At 62.1% G+C, this 20,696-nt stretch carries 14 protein-coding genes and 4 pseudogenes; 3 read left to right on the top strand and 15 right to left on the bottom strand.

The window, feature by feature from the left end:
* Positions 1 to 832: 832 nt before the first annotated feature.
* From DLJ53_RS34930 to DLJ53_RS31820, 5 genes are all read right to left on the bottom strand, one after another.
* Positions 833 to 1,591 (bottom strand): hypothetical protein, encoded by a 759-nt coding sequence (locus DLJ53_RS34930; protein WP_146620161.1) that lies wholly within the window; start codon positions 1,589 to 1,591, stop codon positions 833 to 835.
* The gene (locus tag DLJ53_RS31840; protein WP_111352359.1) at positions 1,588 to 2,700 is read right to left on the bottom strand and encodes a GSCFA domain-containing protein; all 1,113 of its coding nucleotides are present in this window, start codon (positions 2,698 to 2,700) and stop codon (positions 1,588 to 1,590) included. The genes DLJ53_RS34930 and DLJ53_RS31840 overlap by 4 nt, the downstream gene beginning before the upstream one ends.
* 218 nt (positions 2,701 to 2,918) lie before the next feature.
* Positions 2,919 to 3,860, bottom strand: a complete 942-nt coding sequence (locus DLJ53_RS34925; RefSeq protein ID WP_146620160.1) for a hypothetical protein — start codon at positions 3,858 to 3,860, stop codon at positions 2,919 to 2,921.
* Positions 3,861 to 4,060: 200 nt separating this feature from the next.
* Positions 4,061 to 6,136, bottom strand: coding sequence for a sulfatase-like hydrolase/transferase (locus DLJ53_RS31830; RefSeq protein WP_111352357.1), 2,076 nt, complete (start codon positions 6,134 to 6,136; stop codon positions 4,061 to 4,063).
* Between the two features lie 446 nt (positions 6,137 to 6,582).
* Positions 6,583 to 9,129 carry an FG-GAP-like repeat-containing protein gene (locus tag DLJ53_RS31820; protein WP_111352355.1) on the bottom strand — a complete coding sequence of 849 codons (2,547 nt, stop codon included), beginning with the start codon at positions 9,127 to 9,129 and terminating at the stop codon, positions 6,583 to 6,585.
* A 270-nt stretch (positions 9,130 to 9,399) separates the two neighbouring features.
* On the opposite strand from DLJ53_RS31820, the pseudogene DLJ53_RS31815 reads away from it, so the two are divergent.
* Positions 9,400 to 9,959, top strand: a pseudogene (locus tag DLJ53_RS31815) (DDE-type integrase/transposase/recombinase); the annotation flags it as partial.
* Positions 9,960 to 10,001: 42 nt separating this feature from the next.
* Here the strand turns inward: DLJ53_RS31815 and DLJ53_RS31810 are convergent.
* The 4 genes and pseudogenes from DLJ53_RS31810 to DLJ53_RS31790 form a co-directional block, all read right to left on the bottom strand.
* Positions 10,002 to 10,988 carry an ATP-binding cassette domain-containing protein gene (locus tag DLJ53_RS31810; RefSeq protein WP_202913465.1) on the bottom strand — a complete coding sequence of 329 codons (987 nt, stop codon included), beginning with the start codon at positions 10,986 to 10,988 and terminating at the stop codon, positions 10,002 to 10,004.
* A 92-nt stretch (positions 10,989 to 11,080) separates the two neighbouring features.
* Positions 11,081 to 12,094 carry a glycine betaine/L-proline ABC transporter substrate-binding protein ProX gene (gene proX / locus DLJ53_RS31805; RefSeq protein ID WP_111352353.1) on the bottom strand — a complete coding sequence of 338 codons (1,014 nt, stop codon included), beginning with the start codon at positions 12,092 to 12,094 and terminating at the stop codon, positions 11,081 to 11,083.
* A gap of 3 nt (positions 12,095 to 12,097) precedes the next feature.
* Positions 12,098 to 12,786, bottom strand: a pseudogene (locus tag DLJ53_RS36230) (ABC transporter permease).
* A 512-nt stretch (positions 12,787 to 13,298) separates the two neighbouring features.
* Positions 13,299 to 14,126: a phytanoyl-CoA dioxygenase family protein gene (locus tag DLJ53_RS31790; RefSeq protein ID WP_111352351.1), complete on the bottom strand. Its 828-nt coding sequence runs from the start codon at positions 14,124 to 14,126 to the stop codon at positions 13,299 to 13,301.
* Between the two features lie 95 nt (positions 14,127 to 14,221).
* Here DLJ53_RS31790 and DLJ53_RS31785 point away from each other — a divergent pair, with 95 nt between their 5' ends.
* Positions 14,222 to 14,848 carry a TetR-like C-terminal domain-containing protein gene (locus DLJ53_RS31785; RefSeq protein ID WP_111352350.1) on the top strand — a complete coding sequence of 209 codons (627 nt, stop codon included), beginning with the start codon at positions 14,222 to 14,224 and terminating at the stop codon, positions 14,846 to 14,848.
* Between the two features lie 263 nt (positions 14,849 to 15,111).
* Here DLJ53_RS31785 and DLJ53_RS31780 read toward each other — a convergent pair whose 3' ends face one another.
* Together DLJ53_RS31780 and DLJ53_RS31775 are read right to left on the bottom strand one after the other, a co-directional pair.
* Entirely contained in the window at positions 15,112 to 15,843 is a 732-nt protein-coding gene (locus DLJ53_RS31780; RefSeq protein ID WP_202913464.1) for a haloacid dehalogenase type II, read from the bottom strand.
* Positions 15,844 to 16,611 carry a class II aldolase/adducin family protein gene (locus tag DLJ53_RS31775; protein ID WP_111352349.1) on the bottom strand — a complete coding sequence of 256 codons (768 nt, stop codon included), beginning with the start codon at positions 16,609 to 16,611 and terminating at the stop codon, positions 15,844 to 15,846.
* A gap of 139 nt (positions 16,612 to 16,750) precedes the next feature.
* Here DLJ53_RS31775 and DLJ53_RS31770 point away from each other — a divergent pair, with 139 nt between their 5' ends.
* Positions 16,751 to 17,632 (top strand): LysR substrate-binding domain-containing protein, encoded by an 882-nt coding sequence (locus DLJ53_RS31770; protein ID WP_162409760.1) that lies wholly within the window; start codon positions 16,751 to 16,753, stop codon positions 17,630 to 17,632.
* Positions 17,633 to 17,982: 350 nt separating this feature from the next.
* Here the strand turns inward: DLJ53_RS31770 and DLJ53_RS31765 are convergent.
* The 4 genes and pseudogenes from DLJ53_RS31765 to DLJ53_RS31755 form a co-directional block, all read right to left on the bottom strand.
* Positions 17,983 to 18,369: pseudogene (locus DLJ53_RS31765) on the bottom strand (transposase); the annotation flags it as partial.
* Positions 18,338 to 18,816 (bottom strand): annotated as a pseudogene (locus DLJ53_RS35805) (NHL repeat-containing protein); the annotation flags it as partial. The pseudogenes DLJ53_RS35805 and DLJ53_RS31765, both read right to left, overlap by 32 nt.
* On the bottom strand, positions 18,759 to 18,911 hold the full coding sequence (locus tag DLJ53_RS35385) for a hypothetical protein (protein WP_162409730.1): 153 nt from the start codon (positions 18,909 to 18,911) through the stop codon (positions 18,759 to 18,761). The gene DLJ53_RS35385 and the pseudogene DLJ53_RS35805, both read right to left, overlap by 58 nt.
* 53 nt (positions 18,912 to 18,964) lie before the next feature.
* Positions 18,965 to 20,620 (bottom strand): acetolactate synthase large subunit, encoded by a 1,656-nt coding sequence (locus DLJ53_RS31755; RefSeq protein WP_111352347.1) that lies wholly within the window; start codon positions 20,618 to 20,620, stop codon positions 18,965 to 18,967.
* Between the last annotated feature and the right edge of the window lie 76 nt (positions 20,621 to 20,696).

Genomic DNA, 20,696 nt, shown 5'->3' with positions numbered 1-20,696 from the left:
ATGCCGGCGCGCGTCAGCCACACGGTCCCGCATTCTGGTATGACGACGGAAGCCATCAAGGTCTCATCGGACCAGCAGTTCATCACCGACGCGACATTAGCGAGAGATAGATCTGCCGCTTCGGCCAGGTCAGTTGGTCTCACCACAGGCCCGGCCGGCGTCAACCAGCACTCGGACTTAAGGCGCCGAACCTTCATCGACCGAGCCCCAACATAGGCGCCCCTCATCACCGACGGATGGATCGCAGCAGGCACCTAGGGCCGTTCGGCAGGTGTGGGAAGACCTCCATTTGGTGGCCTCTCCGCGATATCCATCAGCCGCCGCAGATATAGCACTTCCTGCCGCGCCTGGTTCAGCCTTGAGTGATGCGAGTGGGCATCCCCCAGCTGTTCCAGCGTTTCAAGGCGACGTTCGGCCGCCGCCAGACGCTTCCGAAGCCTATCGCTGGCGTCAGAGGCCATGGGGGGAGCTCGCCTCGCAATGTATCGGAGCTTGCACGCCCCTTGAACCTGCATTGGAAGGGTTGATCTTCTCTATGAAGATACCGGATGGGCCTGGCCGACCAAAGCCCGGGCGGATGGCCTGTCGCCGCAGCAAGTGTTCGGCTGGCGTAAGAAGGCGCTGGCGGACGTGAGGTGCGGACGCCTTCACCCTCGTGGAAGCGGAGGAGGACGAGGCGAAGGCGGCACCGTCGAGCTCGTGCTCGGCGAGGTGACGATCCGGGTTGGTCCCGACGTGTCGCCGGGGGCGGATCGTGGAGACCGTGCGGGCGTTCCGTCAATATCGAGCCGGCAAATGGCCCGGTGTCCACGTAGCGGCACCCATTCCCACGCTACGCTCCTTTTTCTGTGATGCCAGTCTTCGGCACTGATCTTATTCGCGGTAAGTTTAAGCTGTTTAAGAAATGCCGCATCCAGATCTCCCCCCAGTCGGCGTTCATGTGCAAATGTTCCTCGTCGCCGTGACGAACGCCGACTTGCTTTTCACACATGGCCAGCCGCTCCGACCCAACAGAGAACGACTGTGGTGTTGTCAACCCCTTACATAAAACATCCGGCACCCGGATCAGCGAGAAATCTTCTTCGCCTAGTGCTGCTTCGAGCCTGTTAGCCACCGTATTATAGTCTTCTGTTTCATTCACATCCTCGTTCCTGGCGGTCGGAAGTGGATTGTGGCTAATCATGATCGGAGAGGCCCCTATCTGTCGCAATCGCGAGGCCATGATCATGGCGTTATTTGACAGTACCGTGTCCCGGAAAATTGCCGCGCAGACCGCGGCCGATAGGCCGGGCTGACCGCGGCAAAGAGCCTGGCGCAGCTTTAGCCCCATTCCGTGAATAACGAATATGTCGTGATCCGAAGCAACAACTTCTGTTGGCCCGCCGGAGGTGAACGCGATAAAATTCGCAAGATTTTCGCTTTCAGGGGTCAGGCGATCGCCATTGGGAAGCATGCCCAACATTTTTGCAGCACGGGCTGCAAAGAACGTGATTTCCACGTTATCATAATTGGCATGGATCCGATCCCATCCGGATTTTAGCGCGCCTACATGAGAGTTGCCTAGAACAGCGATGCGGTGCGGTGTCGTCATTGCGCGCGCCCGCCGAATGCGTCCAGAAGTTCCTCTTCGCAAGCGAGGTCAGATGCGCTTTGCGGTTCGTCTGAGTTGGCTCCGTGAGAGGCAAACTTGGCCTTCCGCGCAGCCGATCGTCGTCCACCTCGGACCGCGATCGACCCGGATTCAGGAAACGCGTTCTGGAGATCGGCGAAGAAGCAGTCCATTACATGGGTCACTCCATGCATATTAACGCTGCGCATATTTGGTTCGAACGCAGAGCCACGAAAAGCAGGGGAGGTAATGATTTCGTAGGACGGAAAGTAATCCACGTTTTCGAGCGTTTCCGCTGTCTCCCCGGCGACGGCGCGCAGGATTGACTTGGAATGCGTGGTTGCAACCAGCACATGCTCACCTGAGTTGGTCGCCGTCAGTGGCACTGGTGACACGGTGAGCAGAAAGTGCAGCCCGGGATTGGTGGTCTCCATCATCTTGATAGCTGTTCGAAGCGCTCGGCGGATCTCGGGGTAGCGCTGGTTGCGAAACTTATGGCGGGCAGGATCGAAGTTGCCGCCGACGGTGCCGGGACACATGGGATACTCATACCCATCGGTGTCGTACCAACTTTCTGTTAATCCCAGAGTGAAGACGAAAACACGCGCCTTGCGGATTGCCTCGCCGAAGGCAGTGATCGTGACCGCGCGGGACGCCAACATTTCATCACGACTCTCAAACCCGCCAGGCTCAATCAGAGGGCGGAACGGGTCGAGGAACCGGCCCTCGGACGTCTCCCAAGCGACATCGGGGGCTTCGGTCGCACCGGTTCCCCAGGACACCCACTGTTCCAACAGCGAGGTTGTGTAGATGTTGGCTGTCCGGGCCGAGAAGATGTCGTAGTTGAACTTGATCGCGTTTTCCGGCGATAGCCCCTTGGGCGTCGGCTCTGTACTCGTCCAAGCGTAGCCGCGTGCGGCCATGGCCCGTCCGATATGCTGCGCGAAGCAGGAGCCGAAGGTAACAATGGGCGTCTGGTGGGTGATATTGAACTTTGGAGTCCAGAGCCGTTGGATATCGAGAGGATGGCGCTTGGCTACGGCAGGAGCCCAGAAGGCTTCTTCTGGTAGAGTTTTGTACGGATGTGTCAATGGAGCCGACTCATTCTAGGATGGAACCTATCTGGTGGATCCGCCTATCGTAGGGAATCACCCCGAGTTCATGGGCGGCCATTTGGTTTGCTTAAATCGGGCGGCCATCTGCAGTTCGTGGGCGACGGCATAAAGCTCCTCGCCTTCGGCCAGCGGGCCGTCACGGTGGATTCCAGCAGCCGGCGATTATCGAATCAATCGGCACTGGAGAGCATCAGCTAAAAGCTCGGGAACATTCGAAGGCTGGTGGCCATTGCCTCCTCCTCCGTGAAGTCGCTGACGACCTCCTCCAGTGGCACCACCACCGGCTCTGGAAGTTCGATCCCGAACTCCGTCTTGAGCCACTCTAAGTCACCAGCTGTTTCGTCTTGTGCCTGCTTGAGCACCGCGTGAGATAGCGTGAACCGTGGGCCCGGAATAGCGGATAGTGCCATCACCCTTTGACGATGGGCCATCCGATTTTTTTTCCCCCTTCGTGGAGCGTTACGTTCGGTGGTGGCGCTGAGGACCATCGCTGCTGGTAGCGATAATGCCTCATTCGTGCGGATGCCTTTTATAAAACTGCGATCACCCGTATAACCTACCGCATCAAGGACATCGTGTTGTATAGATTTTCTTGACAATAATGTCGGATCATATCCTCTGACAATCATTCTGTCTCGGCCAAAAATGTTGATCATATCAGTTAACCTATCCCGGATATGAGTTATCGGTGGATTATTTTCAATATCTTTTATTAATCTTCTTTTTCCTTTTAAATTCTGAGAAGAAATGCTAATCACATGGGACAGTGGATGCCTAACATATACAAGACAATATACCTCTTTAGAGAGTTTCTCTACGGCTTTCCGCACTCCGGCAATCTCAGAAAAAGAAAGGCGTGAAACTGTCTCTTCAGAGAGAAAAAGAGGAATCTCTTTCAGAGAGCGGAATTTCTCGCACATTTTATTGAATCGATGGAAAGCACCGCGCTTCTGCCTCGCTTTCAATTCACGTCCAGAAATGTGCGCTCCGACATACCGTACATAGGGGTGCTTCAATCCAGGCCCCGGATAAAACAATCCGTTTTCAAGAAGATTATCTCGTTCCTCAGAAAATTCCTGTTGCACCGCAGTGCTTCCAGTTTTCTCAAATCCAATATGGAAGTATACAGGAGCCAAGATCGATCTCTTTTATTTGTGGGAATTTGACGGCATAGACCACACCTCCCGGCAATATCGCTTCGCCCGAGAGTCAGGTCATTGACCTAAAGATTCTTGGTTGGTGTTAGGGGGGCAGTTGGCTCGATCTCTGTCGATCGACGTCTTATATTGCGAACTGTCATTCGACGGCTCGATCACCCACCCCACTACAGAGAGGTTCAGATGAGACCGGCGATGACGTCGGCGACGTCGAGCGAAAAGACGCCCTCCAGCATGATGGTGCCTTCTGCCGCGCCGGAGACGGTGAGGAGTATCCCCTCGCTGCGGGTCGTCGCGGTGATCTCGTCGAGCCGGACACCCTCGATGATCAGCGTATCGCTCGTGGTGAAGCCGACGACCGTGTCGGTGCCGAAGCGGCCTTCGAAGCGCAGCGTGTCCCGACCGGTTCCGGGCGACAGGACGTCCGCTCCCGTCCCGCCGATGAGGACATCCGAACCATCTCCGCCGACCAGCGTGTCGGACCCATCCTCGCCGCTCAGCGTGTCCGATCCCTCGTTGCCGAAGAGGCTGTCGGCGCCCTCGCGGCCGAACAGCACGTCATTGCCACCCTCGCCCATGAGCGTGTCGAAACGTGAGCCGCCGATGGCGCTGTCGTTGCCGGCGCCCCCCAGGATGATGTCCGCGCCTTCGCCGCCGAACATGGTGTCGTTGCCGTGCTGTCCCAGCAGCGTGTCACGCCCTTCCTGGCCGAGGAGACGGTCGAAATGGTCGCCGCCGAGGATGAGGTCCTCCCCCTCGTTGCCGCGCAGGACGTCCGCCCACGCGCCGCCTTTCAGCGTGTCATTGCCTTCTGCCCCGCTCAACACGTCGCGGCCGGCCCCGCCCGTTATCTCGTCGTCGCCCTCTCTCCCCACGATGGTGTCGGCGCCGTCGTAGCCGCGGCCGATATCGTCGCCGTGCGTCAGGGTCAGATTGTCGTCGTCCGGCGTGCCGCGGATGGTGGTTCGTTCGCCGACAGGGCCGGGGTCGGTGTGGCCGTAGGCATCGTACCAGCGCTGCCACAGCGCGCCGAGGTCTTCCTGGTAGGCGGGCTCGTCGGCCAGATTGTGGTTCTGCTCCGGGTCGGCCACCATGTCGTAAAGCTCTTCGGTACCGTCGGAGTACTGGATGTAGCTGTACTGCGGCGTGCGCATCATGATGCTGTCGCCCATCCAGGTGAAGACCGCCCGGTCCAGGCTGAGGTCGGCGTCCGTCAGGAACGGCACCAGACTCATGCCTTCGAGGCGTGCGGGGATGTCGAGCCCGGCGATGTCGAGGAGGGTCGGGTAGAGGTCGAGGAGACTGACGACCTGGTCCACGGTCTCGCCGCCGGTCACCCCCGGCACGGAAAAGATGAACGGGATCTTCGCCGCCTCCTCCCACAGGGTGAACTTGCCCCAGCGGTCGTCGCGGTCGCCGAGGTGGTAACCGTGGTCGCTCCACACGGCGATGGCCGTGTCGCCGTCGTGCCCGGTCGCTGCCACGGCATCGAGGAGGCGGCCGAACTCCCAGTCGACGTAGGAGACGGTCGCGAGATACGCCTGCACGTATTTCTTCCAGGACTCCGGCGTGTCCGGCTTGGGGTGCCAGCCCTGATACTTCAGCTCCTCGAGGACAACGGCGGGAATGCCCGGCAGATCCTCCGACCCCTCGCCGGGCACCCGGATCTCCTCGATGGGGTAGAGGTCGTAGAACCGCTCCGGCACCGTGAAGGTCTTGTGCGGCTTGACGAAGCCGACGTTCAGCATGAACGGCGCATCGCCATCGTAGCTGCGCAGGAAGCCGATGGCGTGATCGGCGGTGACGTTGTCCGCCATCTCCTCGGTAAACGAGTCCGGCATCGGTGAGATCTCGGTCGGAGCCGGATCGCCGCCCCGGTAACCGATCACCGTCGTGTACTCGCTGAAGAGCTTCTCGCCGAGGTCGGCGGGGATGGTCTTCTGGTGAAAGACCTTGCCGTAGGACGCGACGTGGAAGCCGTTCTGAAGGAAGTTGGCGGGCAGCGTATCCTCGGGCGCGACGCCGTCGCGCCAGCTCTCCTGGTTGGTGAAGACACCGGTGGTGACGGGCGACTGGCCCGAAAGCGCCGCCGTTCTGGCCGGGCTGCATAGTGCGACCGGCGTGTAGGCATTGGTGAAGGACGTGCCCGACTCGGCGATGCGCGCGAGGTTCGGTGCATGGACCTGGTCGGTGAAGATCGAGGCTGCACCGATCCAGTATGCGAGGTCGTCGAAAACGACGTTGATGATATTCATGGCGCCGGATCTCTCTTCCGCGTGCCGTTCGGACTCCCTTGCGATCCGGGTCACACGCGCTCGGGCGCAGTACGCACTGCGAGAGGGTTAAAAGAACAACTGAGTCAAAGCTGTACCCAGTCAGTCGATGTCAATAGAATCGAGCATAGCAGTCCTCCGGAGTCAAAAAGGCGAGAGCGACGAGCAATCCGCAAGCGTATATGCCCCCGGCGATGCCCACCGCTGCCAACCGCTGCGGACCTGACCGTCCCCTCTTCGCCGGGGCCCTCGCCTCGCTCGGCAGCGGCCACATCCGCGCGCGGTTTTGCCGGCCGACGTCCAACGGCAACGCCGGGCGCTCCTCAGGGAGCGGGCCAGCGCCCTCCCCCAATGGGTCCCACCGGCGGCACGCCGCCTTCATCGGTCTCTCCCGGGAGCTTGCCGAACTACTCTATAAGATCTGGCAACTAGAGTTCGAAGTCGGCCTCCGATAGGTTAACCACGCCATTTAGAAGTATGATGAGATCGGCGGCCCGATCACCATCGATGTCACCTTGGATGATCGTCCTCGAGTGCCCGGCGTGCTCGAAGCGAAGTTCGCCGGCGGTGTTCGAAAATTCGGATGTCCCGATGAATGTGAAGGCCTGATTTCCTCTCGAGGAGGCAACCGCGTCGATTTGGGACACGTCCATCCGGTCGAGGTCCTTTTCGAAGTCGTCGATCCAGTCGGACTGGATCGCGTTGCTGTCCCGAACCGAGCGGAAACGGAATATGTCCGCCTCGGACCCCCCGACGAGAAAGTCGGCTCCCGGATTGCCACGCAAGACGTCGACACCCTTGCCGCCGAATAGCCTGTCATCTCCGGCATTCCCGCTAAGCTGGTTGTTCAGGCCGTTGCCAACCAGAATATCGTTGTGTTTGGACCCGATCAGACCTTCGACCGAGATGAAAACATCACCAGCTGCTTCACCGGTCCCATGCCGTCCATTGAGCTGCGCGCGCACTCCCGTTGCCGCGTGAGAGTACGACGCGAAGTCATGTCCGTCGCCGCCGTCGAGCCGATCATGCCCGGGGCCGCCCCAAAGAAGATCATTCCCGGTCATGCCGTGGAGATCGTCGTCGCCGTTCCCTCCGCGGAGATGGTTGCCGCCGTTGTTGCCCCGCAACACGTCGTCACCGGCACTGCCGATAATTCCGTCGATCCCGTGGTAGCGGTCGCCATCGGCGTCTCCGCCGGTTCCAACGCCCCCCTGTCCGATGTCCACCTGCACATCGGGCAGGGACATCGAATAGTCGACAGTGTCGAACCCGGCGCGGCCCCAGACAACATCAGCACCGCGTCCGCCATCAAGAAGATCCGCGCCTGCGTGTCCGTCGAGGGTGTCATCACCATCGTCACCCGACAGTATGTCCTTGCCGCCAAGGCCCCTGAGCACATCGTCGCCGGTGCCGCCATGCAGGACATTGCCTTTTCCGTTTCCCGCGATCTCGTCGTCTCCGGCCGTTCCGGTCCGACGCTCGGAGCCCCTCTGTTCGACGATTGTGATGACCTGGTTCGCGGCAATATCGGTCAGCTCCTGGACGATTCCATTCGTCCAGCGGACTTCGATCCGGTCGATCCTGTCGTTCCCGGCCAGTCCGACATGAACGATCTTTTCGTTCTGAGACCACTGTCCGTGGGTCCCCGCCGTGACGTCACGCAGTTGGGTCTTCCCGCCGGCAGTCACGAAGATCTGTGACCCGATGCCGTCCCGGTTTGAATCACGGCCCTTCAAGTCGATTTCGATCCAGTGATTGCCGTTGCCCTCGTTTCGGATCAGCCGGTCCGTCGTGTGGTCGTATTCAAGAAACATATCCAAGAAGCCGTCCCGGTCGTAATCCGTCGTCGTCACCGACAGCGGAGGGCCATCCCGCCGGCCTATCGTGTTCCCGAGTTCCTCGTCCGCCAGGAAGTGCCCTGTCCCGTCGTTCCAGAGCATAACATTCGGATAGGCTTTATTATCGTGCAACTCGCCATATTTGACGCCGTTCAAGAGGAAGATGTCCACATCCATGTCATTGTCGAAGTCGGCGGCAGCGGCACTTCGAGTTGAGTACAGGTGTCCGCTCAAACCAAGCGCATTTGTCGCGTCGGTGAGGCCCGAGGGGCTATTCAGGAAGAGCCTGTTGGCGAAGATCTTTTCGTCCCGCATTTCCTGCGTGGCGGAGTAGACGTCGTTTTTCAGATCTCCGTCAAAATCTGCAATCAGTATATCTCTGGCGGTGGTCGGGCTCTGCAATGTCTCAAGCGTCTTGAACCGCGGACCTGTCGCGCCGTCGAAGATTTTGTGATCTTCGGTCATGAAATCGAGAATGCCGTCGCCGGTGACGTCTCCAAAAAAGAGACTCTGGACATAATCTTCGACGGTTGTCGCCCCTACGATGTCGTCGACATTCACAAAAAAGCCGGCCGGCTTCTGATGGAACAATGCGCCGGGCGAGGAGTCTTCCGTCCGATAGTCCGCTGTGTTGTAGAAATCCAGCAATCCATCCCGGTCGTAGTCGAACCAGGCCACGTCCCGACCGCTCGCTTTCGGGTACTGGATCCTGTAGGCCTCGGCGACATCATCGAGCCGACCGTTCTCATTCAGAAGAAGCTGGTTCTTCTCGCCACCCGAGGGCGTACCGGTTCCGCCCAGAAGAATGATGACGTCCTGATCTCCGTCATTGTCGAAATCAGCCCACGCTGTTCCGTGCAGATCCCCCCAGTAGTCATCGCGCAAAGGGTTGTAGGCACTCTCAGGCCGATCCATGACCGACTTGAGCATTTCCAAGAAGTGCCCGTCGCCCTGGTTGAGCCACAGCATGGGTGGGTGGGCGAAATGATTGCCCTGCCACAGGTCTGAAAGCCCGTCTCCGTTAAAATCGCCCCATGCAGCCGGCCTGGTAACTCTAACAATTGTTGCGTCAAATCCGGCGGATTCGGTAAGATCGAGGAAGGTTGTCCGTTCGGCCCCGCCGAATACCCTCATCATATTATTCTCCCGCGCCTGTTTGACGAACAATCAACGACTCAACATCACTCCACTGTTGGCCCAGTCACTCCGCCGCGTCCGAAAGCTCGCTGATCGAGCAAGACATACGGCCCCGCAACCCGGATTGACTTTCATCAATCTATCGTCGACGCCGCGTCCCCGTGATCAGCTCGATCCGCTGATCGTCCTCCGACATAAGCGTGTCCTCAAGGAAATCCTTGAGCCTTCCTGCTTACGCCAGCTGTCCGGTCGAAACGGGGGGCGCTTCACTATCCGATCGGCTTCTTCCGTATCGACATCGCCGAAGTGCGTACGGCCGCGGGAAAGCCCCAGCTTTTCGTGGCGATCGATCCGACATCAAGGTTTGCTTTTGCCCAACTCGTGGAGAAGGCCAATCGCAGGACGGCAGCGGCCTTCCTCGTCGCTCTCATCGACGCAGTTGCCTACAAGATCCACACCGTCCTCACCGACAACGGGATCCAGTTCCGCCACCCACCGCGCTGCGCAAACGGTCCAACCGCGCAATACATGACCCACATGTTCGCCATGCGCTGCAACGGAAATGGCATCGAGCACCGCCTTACCAAGCTTGAACCACCCGTCAACCAACGGCCAGGTCGAACGGATGAACCGGACGATCGAGGGCGCCACAGTCAAGCGTTTCCGCGACGACGGACCACCGGCAACTCAGGCGCCACCTACAACGACGGCCGCCGTCTCTAGACCCTCAAAGGCCTCATACCCTTCGAATTCATCTGCAAGCAGTGATACAACAGCCCAAACACTTCATCCTCAACCCGCTGCATCAAATGCCGGGACTGAACACCTAGACGAGGATTCCGCGCCGCGCATCGCGGGGGGCATTACGCACATTACTCCGCGGCGTGCGCCTTTCCGGTCATGAGTCGGTCGAGCGACGCGATCAGATGGGCGCGGTCCACGACGCCCAGTCCCCTGCCGTCACGGTCCACCACTCGCATGACGCGTTCGCTTGCGCTCGCGCGCTGCATCAGCTCCGACAACGGCATATCGGCGGCGATCGTGTCTCCCGTGTCCAGCGTCCCGGGCACTGCAACGTCGGCCGCCTGGAGGAAGCGCAGGCGGATGTCGCGGGTCGCGAAGCTTGCGACATAGGGCGTGGCTGGCGCGAACACGATATCGCGCGGCGTGCCGATCTGTACGATCCCCCCATCCGACATGACCGCGATCCGGTCGGCGATGCGTGCCGCCTCGTCGAAGTCGTGGGTGATGAAGACCGCCGTCTTCCGGTAGGTGCGGACCAGTGAGGCAAATTCGTCCTGCAGGTTCGCCCGGATCAACGGATCCAGCGCGCTGAACGGCTCATCGAGGAGCAGGACTTCCGGGTCGGTTGCAAGTGTGCGGGCAAGACCGACCCGCTGCTGCATGCCGCCGGACAGCTCATGCGGATAGCGATGGGCCCAGTCGGCAAGCTCGACGCGATCGAGCCACGTCAGGGCGGTTGCCATGCGATCCCGGCGGGGGACGCCACGGACCTCCAGTCCGAACATCACGTTCTCGATCACGGTCCGGTCGGGAAAGAGACTGGTGCTCTGGAAGACCATGCCGACCTGCGTGGCCCTCAGGGCCTGCAAGTCGCTGCGCGAGAGGCGGGATATGTCCCGCCCGTCGACGGCGACCGAACCTGCGGTCGGCGCCACCAGACCGTTCATGTGACGCACCAGCGTGGACTTGCCGCTGCCGGAGAGGCCCACGACGGCGAGCGTCTCACGCCGCCGAACCGTCAGATCGACCCCGGCGAGTGCGGCAAATACGCCGAAATCACGCTGAAGACATTCGCGATCGGGCCCGGCCGACAGCACCCTCTTCGCAGTCTTCACCGCGCGAGGCGCGCCGTAGAGTTTCCAAACGCCCGATAGTGCGACGGAGGGGACGGGATCTATCGATAATCCCTGCGGCGCGCCGGAACGCGTCATTGCGCGGCCTTTGCCTCCGCGAGCCAGGCGTCGAACTGTTCGGCATGCTCCTCGACCCAGGCGACGGCATGGGCGCGGATCGCCTCGTCGGACTTCTCACCTTCGTAGATGCGGTAGTTCTCGGCCACGACGTCCGCGACGGGGATCGTGACGAGTTCCATCCACTTGGCGGCGACAGGATTGTCCTCCGCGAAGCCCTTGTTGGCGATGACGCCGATCGTATTGACGGTGTGGCCCACGTTGCGCCCGTCCGGGAGCGTCGTCAGGGTCGGATCGTCAGACTCCGGCAGGCTCGTGAAGGGTACGGTCAACTGGACGACGTCTTCGCCCGGCACGAGAATCTGAGAGACCCAGAGCGGCATGTAGGTGTAGTAGACGACAGGCTCGCCAGAGGCATGGCGCGCCAGGATCTCCGAGGCGATCACCGCCATGTCGCCCTGCACGTGGTCCACCGTGGGGCGCAGCTCGTAGGCGTCCATCTGGTGCTCGATGACCCGCTCGCAGCCCCAGCCCGGCGGGCAGCCGAAGAGTTGGGCTTTGCCGCTGCCGTCGGCGGAGAAGAGCGCGGCGATCTCGGGATCCTGCAGCTGATCGATGGACGAAATGTCGTGGGCTTCCGCCGTCGCCTTGTCGATGAAATATCCCTGCGTCGCCCCTTCGACGAGGGCGCCGAGGCGAACCATCGAACTGTCGCCCCCTGCCCGTTCGTAGAAGGCGTTCTGCAACGGCTTCCAGGCACACGCGACCGCGTCTACGTCTCCGGTCGATGTTGCAAGATACATCGCCGGGATCTGGAGCGGAGTCGGTGCTTCGACCTCGTATCCGAGCCGCTCAAGCCCGATTTGGACGATGTTCGTCTGGAACAGCGTCTCGGCCGTGGAGTCGTATGCGAAACTGACGGTGACGCCCTCGCCCGGCAAGGACTCCTGCGCCATCAGCGGAGCGGTGGACATGGCGGCGAGCGTCAGTGCCATAGCCGGCGCGCGGACGGCGTGGTGTAGACGAAGCATGACTTATTCTCCTGGACTGAGTTCGGAGGACGAGGGGGCGGAGGGTTGCGCCGCGCGGGTGAAAGAGCCCGCCGTGGTGCGGCGGAGCAGTGTCGAGATCAGCGCCCCCGGCGTGGCGAGCCAGGCTGGGCCGGGCGCTGCACGCCGCCGGCTGCGGATGAGTTCGGAAAAGACGATCGCCAGGACGACGATGCCGACGCCACCGGTCGTCGCGAGACCCATGTCGAGTCTGCCGATGCCGCGCAGCACCAGCCGGCCGAGCCCGCCGACGCCGATCATCGAGGCATATGTGACCATCGCGAGCGCCATCATGATGGTCTGATTGATGCCGGTGACCAGGGCCGGCATCGCGTTCGGGAACTCGACCTTGAAGAGGACCTGACGCCGCGACGCGCCGAGCGCGGTCGCGGCCTCGACCATCGGCGCCGGAACGCCGCGAATTCCGAGGCTGGTGAGGCGGATGACAGGGGCACGGCGAAGACGAAGGTCACCAGGACACCTGGAAGATCGCCGACGCCGACCAGAAGGACGATCGGCACCAAATAGACGAATGCCGGCAGCGTCTGCATCAGATCGAGAACAGGTCGTATGGCATTGTCGAGCCGTTCGGACCGGGCGGCCGCCAGGCCCACCGGGAGACCGACGGCCAAGCACAAGAGAACCGCGACGCCGATGAGAGCGAGGGTCTCCATCATTTCCGTCCAGATGCCGATGACACCGACGAGAAAGGCGAGCGTGGTCAGGAAGACCGCGCTGGTCACCCCATTGAGCTGCCACGCCCCGAGAAAGAGGGCCGCCAGGACCAGCGGAGCCGGAAGCCCGACGAGGGCCGCGGAGACGAACTCGATTCCGGCCGCCAGCGGCTCGCGCACCAGCTGAAAGAACGGCCTCCAGTGCAAGGACAGCCACATGAAGCTGTCATTGACCCAAGCCTCGAACGGGAGCGCGACAGGGGCAAAGATATCACCCGACTTCGCCATGTCAGGATGACGTGCCGGTCCGAGGCCGCGCAGCGCCACCCGCCGTGTCAGGCGGGATGCGACGGCACGGGCGATCCAAAGCGCTGCCTAAAGGGCGGAGTGCGTTCGTGAACTGCGGACCGGCGTGATCGCGCATCCAATATCCCTCCCGTGAACTGCCAGATGATGTTTGGAAAGACCGACAGAGACGTGCTGGCGACCAGTCGTTCGCACGGATACAGACGTCAGGCTGCGGAGCTCCGCGCGGCCTGGGTTGTCTTGGATTCGTCGCGGTAACTGGCCCAGATGCTCTCGAGGTAGTTCATCGACACCGGATCGAGGTCGAACTTCGGTTCCGGATCCGTATCCCAGTGGCCATGCGCGTCACTGCCGGCGACAAGCATCGCCGACCGACGGCCAAGCGTTGAGCGCACGTGGGCGGGCATGTAGAAGAAGGCCATGCCGATTCGGCGGTCATCGGACCGGTTCGGCAATGAGTCGTGCGCGGTGCGTTCGTGGTGCATCGAGAACTGGCCAGGCATCAGTGGCATCTCGACCGCCTTGTCACCGTCAATGCCCTTGAGCGACTGGCCGCGCGCCAAAAGGTTGTTCGCGTCGTAGGTCTCCTCGTGTTCGAGGTCGGGACCGAGATGGCTTCCAGGAAGCACGCGGAGGCATCCGCTTTCGGAGGTCGCCGGCGAGAGGGCGAGCCACACGGTGACTTCGTCATGCGGGTCGAGGCCATAATAGGCCGAGTCCTGATGCCAGGAGACGAAGCGAGTGTCCTGTGCATTCTTTGCGAACGCCGACGAACCGAACAGCAGCACGTTCGGTCCGATGAGGGACTGCACAGCCGAGACGATGGCAGGATGTCGTGCGAGATCGCACATCCACGGAAACGCGAGATGCGCCTTGATCTTAAGGCGCTTGTTCACCTCTTCGCCCGACTGGGACTCGTAGGCTTCGATGCGTGCGCGATACTCTGCCGCCTCGCCGCGCGTCAGCGCGTCCATCGGATAGAGGTAGCCATTGCTCTTGAAAAAATCGACCTGCTCAGTGGTCAACTGGGCCATGTCCGGCTCCCCGCAATTTCGATACAAGACGTATTGTATCTGTGCGTAAATGCTGAGCAAGCCTGATTGTTGGGCAACAACTGCGGAGAAAATGGATGCCGAAACCCTTGCCTGTGAATGAACCGCAACCGGAAGCCGCACCAAGCCGCCGGGTTGGCCGACCGCGCGCGGAGGGCACCAAGGTCCGGATCCTCGCCGCCGCGAACGCGATCCTCGAAGAGGAGGGAATCGCCGGGTTCACGGTCGAAGCGGTCGCGGCCCGTGCCGGCGCAGGCCGCGCGACCATCTATCGTTGGTGGCCGACGCGCGGGGCCCTGGCGATGGCGGGTTTCCTGGCCGAGACCGCCCCGAAGATCACGTATCCAGCGGCCGGAACCGCGCGCGCTACAATCACGAAGCAGTTGAAGCGAGTTGCGGAAGTCTACTCCGGGAAGGCCGGCCGGGTCCTCGCGGCGCTGATCGCCGAGGGCCAACGAGATCCAGGAACGATCACGGCTTTCGTCGACGGATACGCGCGCCCGCGGCGTGATGAAGGGAGGGCCATCCTGCAGGCCGGGATCGATCGTGGCGAACTCTGCGCAGACCTTGATCTTGAGGTCGCGCTTGATGCCCTTTACGGGCCGATCTACTACCGATTACTGGTCCCGCTGAACCCGCTCGATGCGGCCGCGGCCGAGCGAATTGCCGATCAAGTCTTCGAGGGCATGCTCGCCCCCCGTTGAGCGACACGCTCGGCCTGGTATTCATGCCTATCGGTCTGTTTCCCTGAAATGCCCTCGTTGTGAGCCAGCGTTTTCCGCGTGGATTGCGTTGGCTGGAGAAGGAGCGGAGAGCGGTAAAGGCAACGCTGTCCAGGGACGCGCAGACGACATTCATCGTTAAGCAGGGCGAGGAAGAGATGCCGTCGGCGGACATGTGCCGGACGACGGGGATCAGTCAGGCGGCCGACTTCGGCTGGAAGACGATCTATGCCCCGCCGAGCGCCCTACAGACGTCGCGCGAGATCGCAAAGGTCGTCTGCAGAAAAGTCCCAGTCGTGCCGCGATTGATTTTCGCACGCCTTTGACGGATCGCTGGCGTTGGACCGCTGAATGAAAGCAGTCTTCAGCCCGCATGCACGCGCACCGGCCAGGTCGTATCCGTGCGCGGCCACCAGCATGGCCCTTTCCGGCGCAACGTCGAGAAACCCGCAGGCGCTCGAATAGACCTGCGGCATGGGCTTGTACGCCTGAAAAAGGTCGGCTCCCAGAACGACATCCCACGGCAAACCGGCAAACTTGGCCATGTCCACCAGCATCCGCGTATGCCCGTCGGACAAGGGAGCGACGATGAAGCGCTTTTTCAAGGCGGCGATACCCGCGACCGCGTCCGGCCAAGGCTTCAGCCTGTGCCATGCTCGGGTCAACTCGTCGAGTTCCCTCGCCGGCAGGCCGGAGGGTGCGATCCCGACCTCGGACAGGCTCACGTCGAGCGTTTCCCTGTTGAGCACGTCGAGGGTGACGTACGGCCGGCCGTCGTCACGCACAGCACCGGCCGCCGCGTCGTAACGCCCGACCCATGCATCCGCAAACGCGCCCGCATCGATGTGATGCGCCTCATGACGGCGCAGAAAATTCGCCACCTCGCCCGTGATACTACCGCGCCAATCGACCACGGTTCCCAGGACGTCGAAGAATACTACGTCAATTGCCGGCATTATCATCTCGTTATCAGTCATTCAGTCGCGATAGGACGGGTCCAACTGGTCCAGTTGGCGCTTCAGGTGCTCGAAGTGCTCGAAGGCCTGAGCTCGATAGTACAGCCAGCCGTCAGCGGTCTTCCGTGCCAATGCATCGGACATCACGCTCAACGGTTGTCCCGACGAGAGGGCAAGCAAGTAGATTTGGGCGGATCGCTCGAGAAAATAGAGATCCTCGAAGGCCTCCGCGACCGTCGGTGCGGCAACGCTCACCCCGTGATTGCCCATGATCAGGACTCGGTGATCGCCGAAAGCCACCGCCAGCCGTTCACCTTCCTCGGTGTCGTTCGCGATGCCGCCGAAGCCGAGGTCGACGCCCAGGCATCCATAGAACCGGGCCGTGTTCTGATCGACGGGGGGCAGGCTCGGATCCTTCAGACAGGCGAGCGCGGTGGCATGGGGCGGATGGCAGTGCAGCAGCACGCGAATGTGCGGATGCGTGCGATGCACGGCCCCGTGGATCGTCCAGCCTGAGCGATCCGGCGCGTCCGATCGCAACATCACGTCCGGGTCATCGGCATCGAGCACTTGAAGGTCGCTCGCTCGGATCTCTCCGAAATGGCGCCAGCGCGGGTTCATCAAAAACCGTCGCCCGTCGCGTGAGATGGACGCGGTGAAGTGATTTCCGACGGACTCATGCCATCCGAACCGCGCGGTCAGTCTGAAGGCCGCGGCCAGATCGATGCGCAATGCGCCCAGAGCGCCGGCATCGCCTTCGAGGTCGAAAACCGCAGCTGTGTCGGGCATAGGCACCTCCCGAATGTTTTACTAATGTTATTGGCGTAGAAGTGTGGATTCAGAGCCGCCGATCTCTCTGGAATACCTTCAATTTTACGACTACAGAAGATCGAAACTCCTAATCCAGCATAATCCAGAAGTTATGCTAATGCGGCGCAACCTACCACCTCTCCGGCTGATGACGGCATTCGAGGCGGTGATCCGAAGCGGCGGCATTCAGAATGCCGCCCTGGAACTCAACGTGACCCAGCCCGCCGTCAGTCAGGCCGTCCGGGCATTGGAGGACCATGTCGGCGTCAAGCTTTTCGACCGAAACGTGCGCCCGGCGACGCCGACGGAAAGTGGACATTCGCTCTACGAGGCGGTGTCGCAGGGCATGGATCGGATGGAGCGCGCGCTGGAAGAGATCGGGGCCAGAGCGGCCGGCGAGACCGAGGTCAACATCGCCTGTACCGTCTGTACCGGCACCTATTGGCTGATGCCGCGGCTCGCCATGTTCTACGGCGCCCACCCGGACATCAGCGCCAGGGTCGTGACGTCCAGCGGCGTGCCGCACTTCGCACCCGGCACGGATCTTCTCATCCGGTACAGGCGCGAACAGGACGCCGGGAAGCAAGGCGACCTGCTCTTTCGTGAGAAAGTCCTGCCGGTGTGCCAGCCGGAAGCCTTCGAGACGCACGGGGCCGGGGATTTCGAGGCCGCGACACTCCTGCACGTTCGATCGGACGGCAATGGCTGGGCGGGTTGGGAAGAGTATTTCGACGCCACGGGGCTTTCGAGAAAGCGTCGTGCCGACCGGGTCTTCGACAACTACGTGCAGGCGACGCAAGCAGCATTGGCGGGGATGGGCGTCATGCTGGGCTGGGTGTCGAACACGGCGGACCTGTTGTCCCAAGGGCGCCTGTCGGTCTACCGCGACCGCCCATATGTTCCGGGCGGCGGGTACTACTTGAGTTATCCGCAACGCCGATCCGAGAAGAAGGCGGTGGCTCTTCTAGCAACGCATCTGAAAGAGTTCCGGGACGGCTAAGTCGGCCGTTGCTTGTGATGACGACTGTGACCTCTGCGGCCGCCAGCCGAATATGCGCGATGTCGCGAGGTCGCTTGCCCGGAAGCCTGCCGATGTTCGCTCGCCGGGCGCGGCACGCATGATCTGCCGGGATTCTCCGGACCAGGCTTGGCGTGGGGACGCTGCTGACGTTGCCGCCGAAGTGGCCTCGCTCACAGCTGGACTCCATACATGCTGTGGCCCTCTCGGGACAGGGTTGCAGACTCGTTCGGGATGAGACAGCCGAGGCTGGTGTACGGGCCGTCGTGATTGTAGTCGGCGCACCATTCTTCGATGAGGCGGCGAGTGGCCGGCAGGCTGCGGCGTCATCGTGCGCGCGTTCCGATTGCGTGCTCGCGCCCGCCGCGGCGCCGCACAGCCAGCCGTTCCTCGCGGTGGAGGCGGAACAGCTTCTTGTGGTTCATCTCGATGCCTTGCCGGCGCAGCGGGATGTGTAGGCGGCGGTAACCGGACCGGCGCCGCTCGTTCGCCAGCGCCTTCAGCCGCCTGGCGTCCGAGACCTCCATCCCGCCGTAGCGCATGCTCCACGTGTAGAACGTCGCATCGCTGATCCCGTGCTTGCGGCATAGCTCCGCCACACCGATCCCCGCCGCGTGCTTCAGCACCGCGATCATCTGCTCCTCGCTGAAACGGCTCCGTCTCCTTCCGACGGAGTCCGGTTCAGATCGAGGACGCGGCCCCTGCCGGCATGTCCACAATCTCGAGCACGTTCCCGGTTGCAGGATCGATGCGGCGGATATCGCATCCGCCATCCTCCCACGGGCCATGCCAGAAGTCACCGTCGACCCCCGTGACGAACCGATCCGTTTCGATCGTACTCAGCACCGTTCCCGTCGCCCGGTCGACCCGATGGATCTTGCGGCCGCGATGCCGCCCAACCCACAGCGAACCCTCAACCCAGGCCAGACCGGTGTCGTCACCATCGCCGGGCGCCGGGATGGTTGCGAGAACCTCGCCCGTCTCGGAATCGGTCTTTCGGATCAGGGCCTCTGCGATCTGGAGCAAATGCGCCCCGTCGAAGGCCGTGCCGCCCCTGCAGCAACGTCGAGCGTCTTCGACATCTCTGCGGTGTCCGGGTCGAAAGCATTCAAGTGCCGACCAGTCGCCATCCAAACCCGGCGGCCGTCAAAATTGATCCCATGCACGCATTCGCGGCCAGCTTGCGCTCCAGCGCGGCGGCATCGTCCGTGTCGATCTCCGCGACCGGCGCGCGGTCGAATGCCTGCACGACCTTCAGCATGTTCGGGCTCCTTGCGTCTCGGGTCCTGGCCTCGGGCCGGGAAGCCGGCCTGTTCAGGCACATTCCACGTCGGGCGTGCGGTTACGCAGCTCGTCGACCAGAACCCGGGTGTTCTCGGAATAGTCGATCGGCACCTCGACCAGATGGACGCCGCCACCCGCGAATGCGGCCTCCAAGGTCGGCACGAGATCTTCCACCGCGCTCACCCGCGATCCCTTCGCCCCATAGGCCTCTGCATAGCGCACGAAATCGGGGTTGCCGAAGCTCATGCCGAAATCGGGGAAGCCGTCGACGGCCTGCTTCCAGCGGATCATGCCGTATGCGCTGTCGTTCAGCACGACCACCACGAGGTTCAGCCCGCGCCGCACCGCGGTTTCCATCTCCTGCGAGTTCATCATGAAGCCGCCGTCGCCGCAGACCGCCATGACCCGCCGGTCCGGGTAGAGCATCGCCGCCATCATCGCCGAGGGGAGGCCCGCGCCCATCGTGGCGAGCGCATTGTCGAGCAGCAGCGTGTTGGCGACGTGGGTGCGGTAGTTGCGGGCGAACCAGATCTTGTACATGCCGTTGTCGAGGCAGACGATACCGTCGTCGGGCATCACCTGGCGGACGTCGTGGACGAGCCGCTGCGGCGTCACCGGGAAGCGATCTTCTTCGGCACGGTCGTTGATCCGGGCAAGAATCCTCTGGCGCAGTTCGAGCATTCCCTCGTCGGCGGACAGCCGGCCTTCGAGCCGCTCGCCGAGTGCTGCGACCGTCGCCCCGATATCGCCGATCAACTCGATATCCGGGTGGTAGACCTCTTCGACCGTCGCGGACTGGTAGCCGACGTGAATGACCTTCGGCCCGCCGGCGCTCTTCATCAGGAAGGGCGGTTTCTCCACCGTGTCGTGGCCGATGGCGACGATGAGGTCGGCGCGCGCGACGGCCTCGTGGACATAGTCACCCTCCGACAGCGCTGCCGTCCCCATGTAGAGATTGGAGCCGCCGGTGACCGCGCCCTTGCCCATCTGCGTATTGAAGAAGGGCAGCCGGGTGCGCGTGATGAACTCCGACAGAGCTTCGACCAGAGACGGCCGGTTGCCCGCCGCGCCGACCATCACGAGTGGCCGCTTCGCGGCGAGGATCGCCTCCACCACCCGGTCAAGCGCGGTCGCGCCCGCAACGGGCTGCTCCAGCGTGTGGACGGGGATCAGGCAAGCGTTCTCCACGTCCGCCGCCGCGACGTCTTCCGGCAGTTCGAGATGGACCGGTCCGGGGCGTTCTTCCATCGCGATGCGAAAGGCGTCGCGCACGGTTGCGGGGATCGCGGCCGCGCTGACGATCTGCCGCGTCATCTTGGTGAGCGGCTTCATCGAGGCGACGATATCGACGATCTGGAAGCGGGCTTGCTTCGCGCTCATCACCGCTTTCTGGCCGGTGACGAGGATCATCGGCATGGCGCCGAGGTGGGCATAGGCCGCGCCGGTCGACAGATTGAGCGCACCCGGACCGAGCGTGGCGAGGCAGACGCCTGGCCTGCCCGTGAGGCGTCCATGGGTCGCCGCCATGAAGGCCGCCGCCTGCTCGTGACGCGTCAGGATCAGTTCAATGCGCGAGGTCCGCAACGACTCCAGAACGTCGAGGTTCTCCTCCCCCGGCACACCGAAGATGCGGTCCACCCCCTCGTTCTCCAGCGCTGCGACGAAGAGGTCCGACCCTTTGGTCATGGATTCGATCCTTGCGTTGATGAAGTCGATAGAAATCCGCGACGATCATACATGGCCAGACGCAAGGCGGTACGGA

This window comes from Acuticoccus sediminis (assembly GCF_003258595.1).
In the GTDB taxonomy this organism is placed as follows: Bacteria; Pseudomonadota; Alphaproteobacteria; order Rhizobiales; family Amorphaceae; genus Acuticoccus; species Acuticoccus sediminis.
The sequence above is the reverse complement of the archived record's forward strand: the minus strand, read 5'-3'. Positions and strand labels throughout refer to the sequence as shown.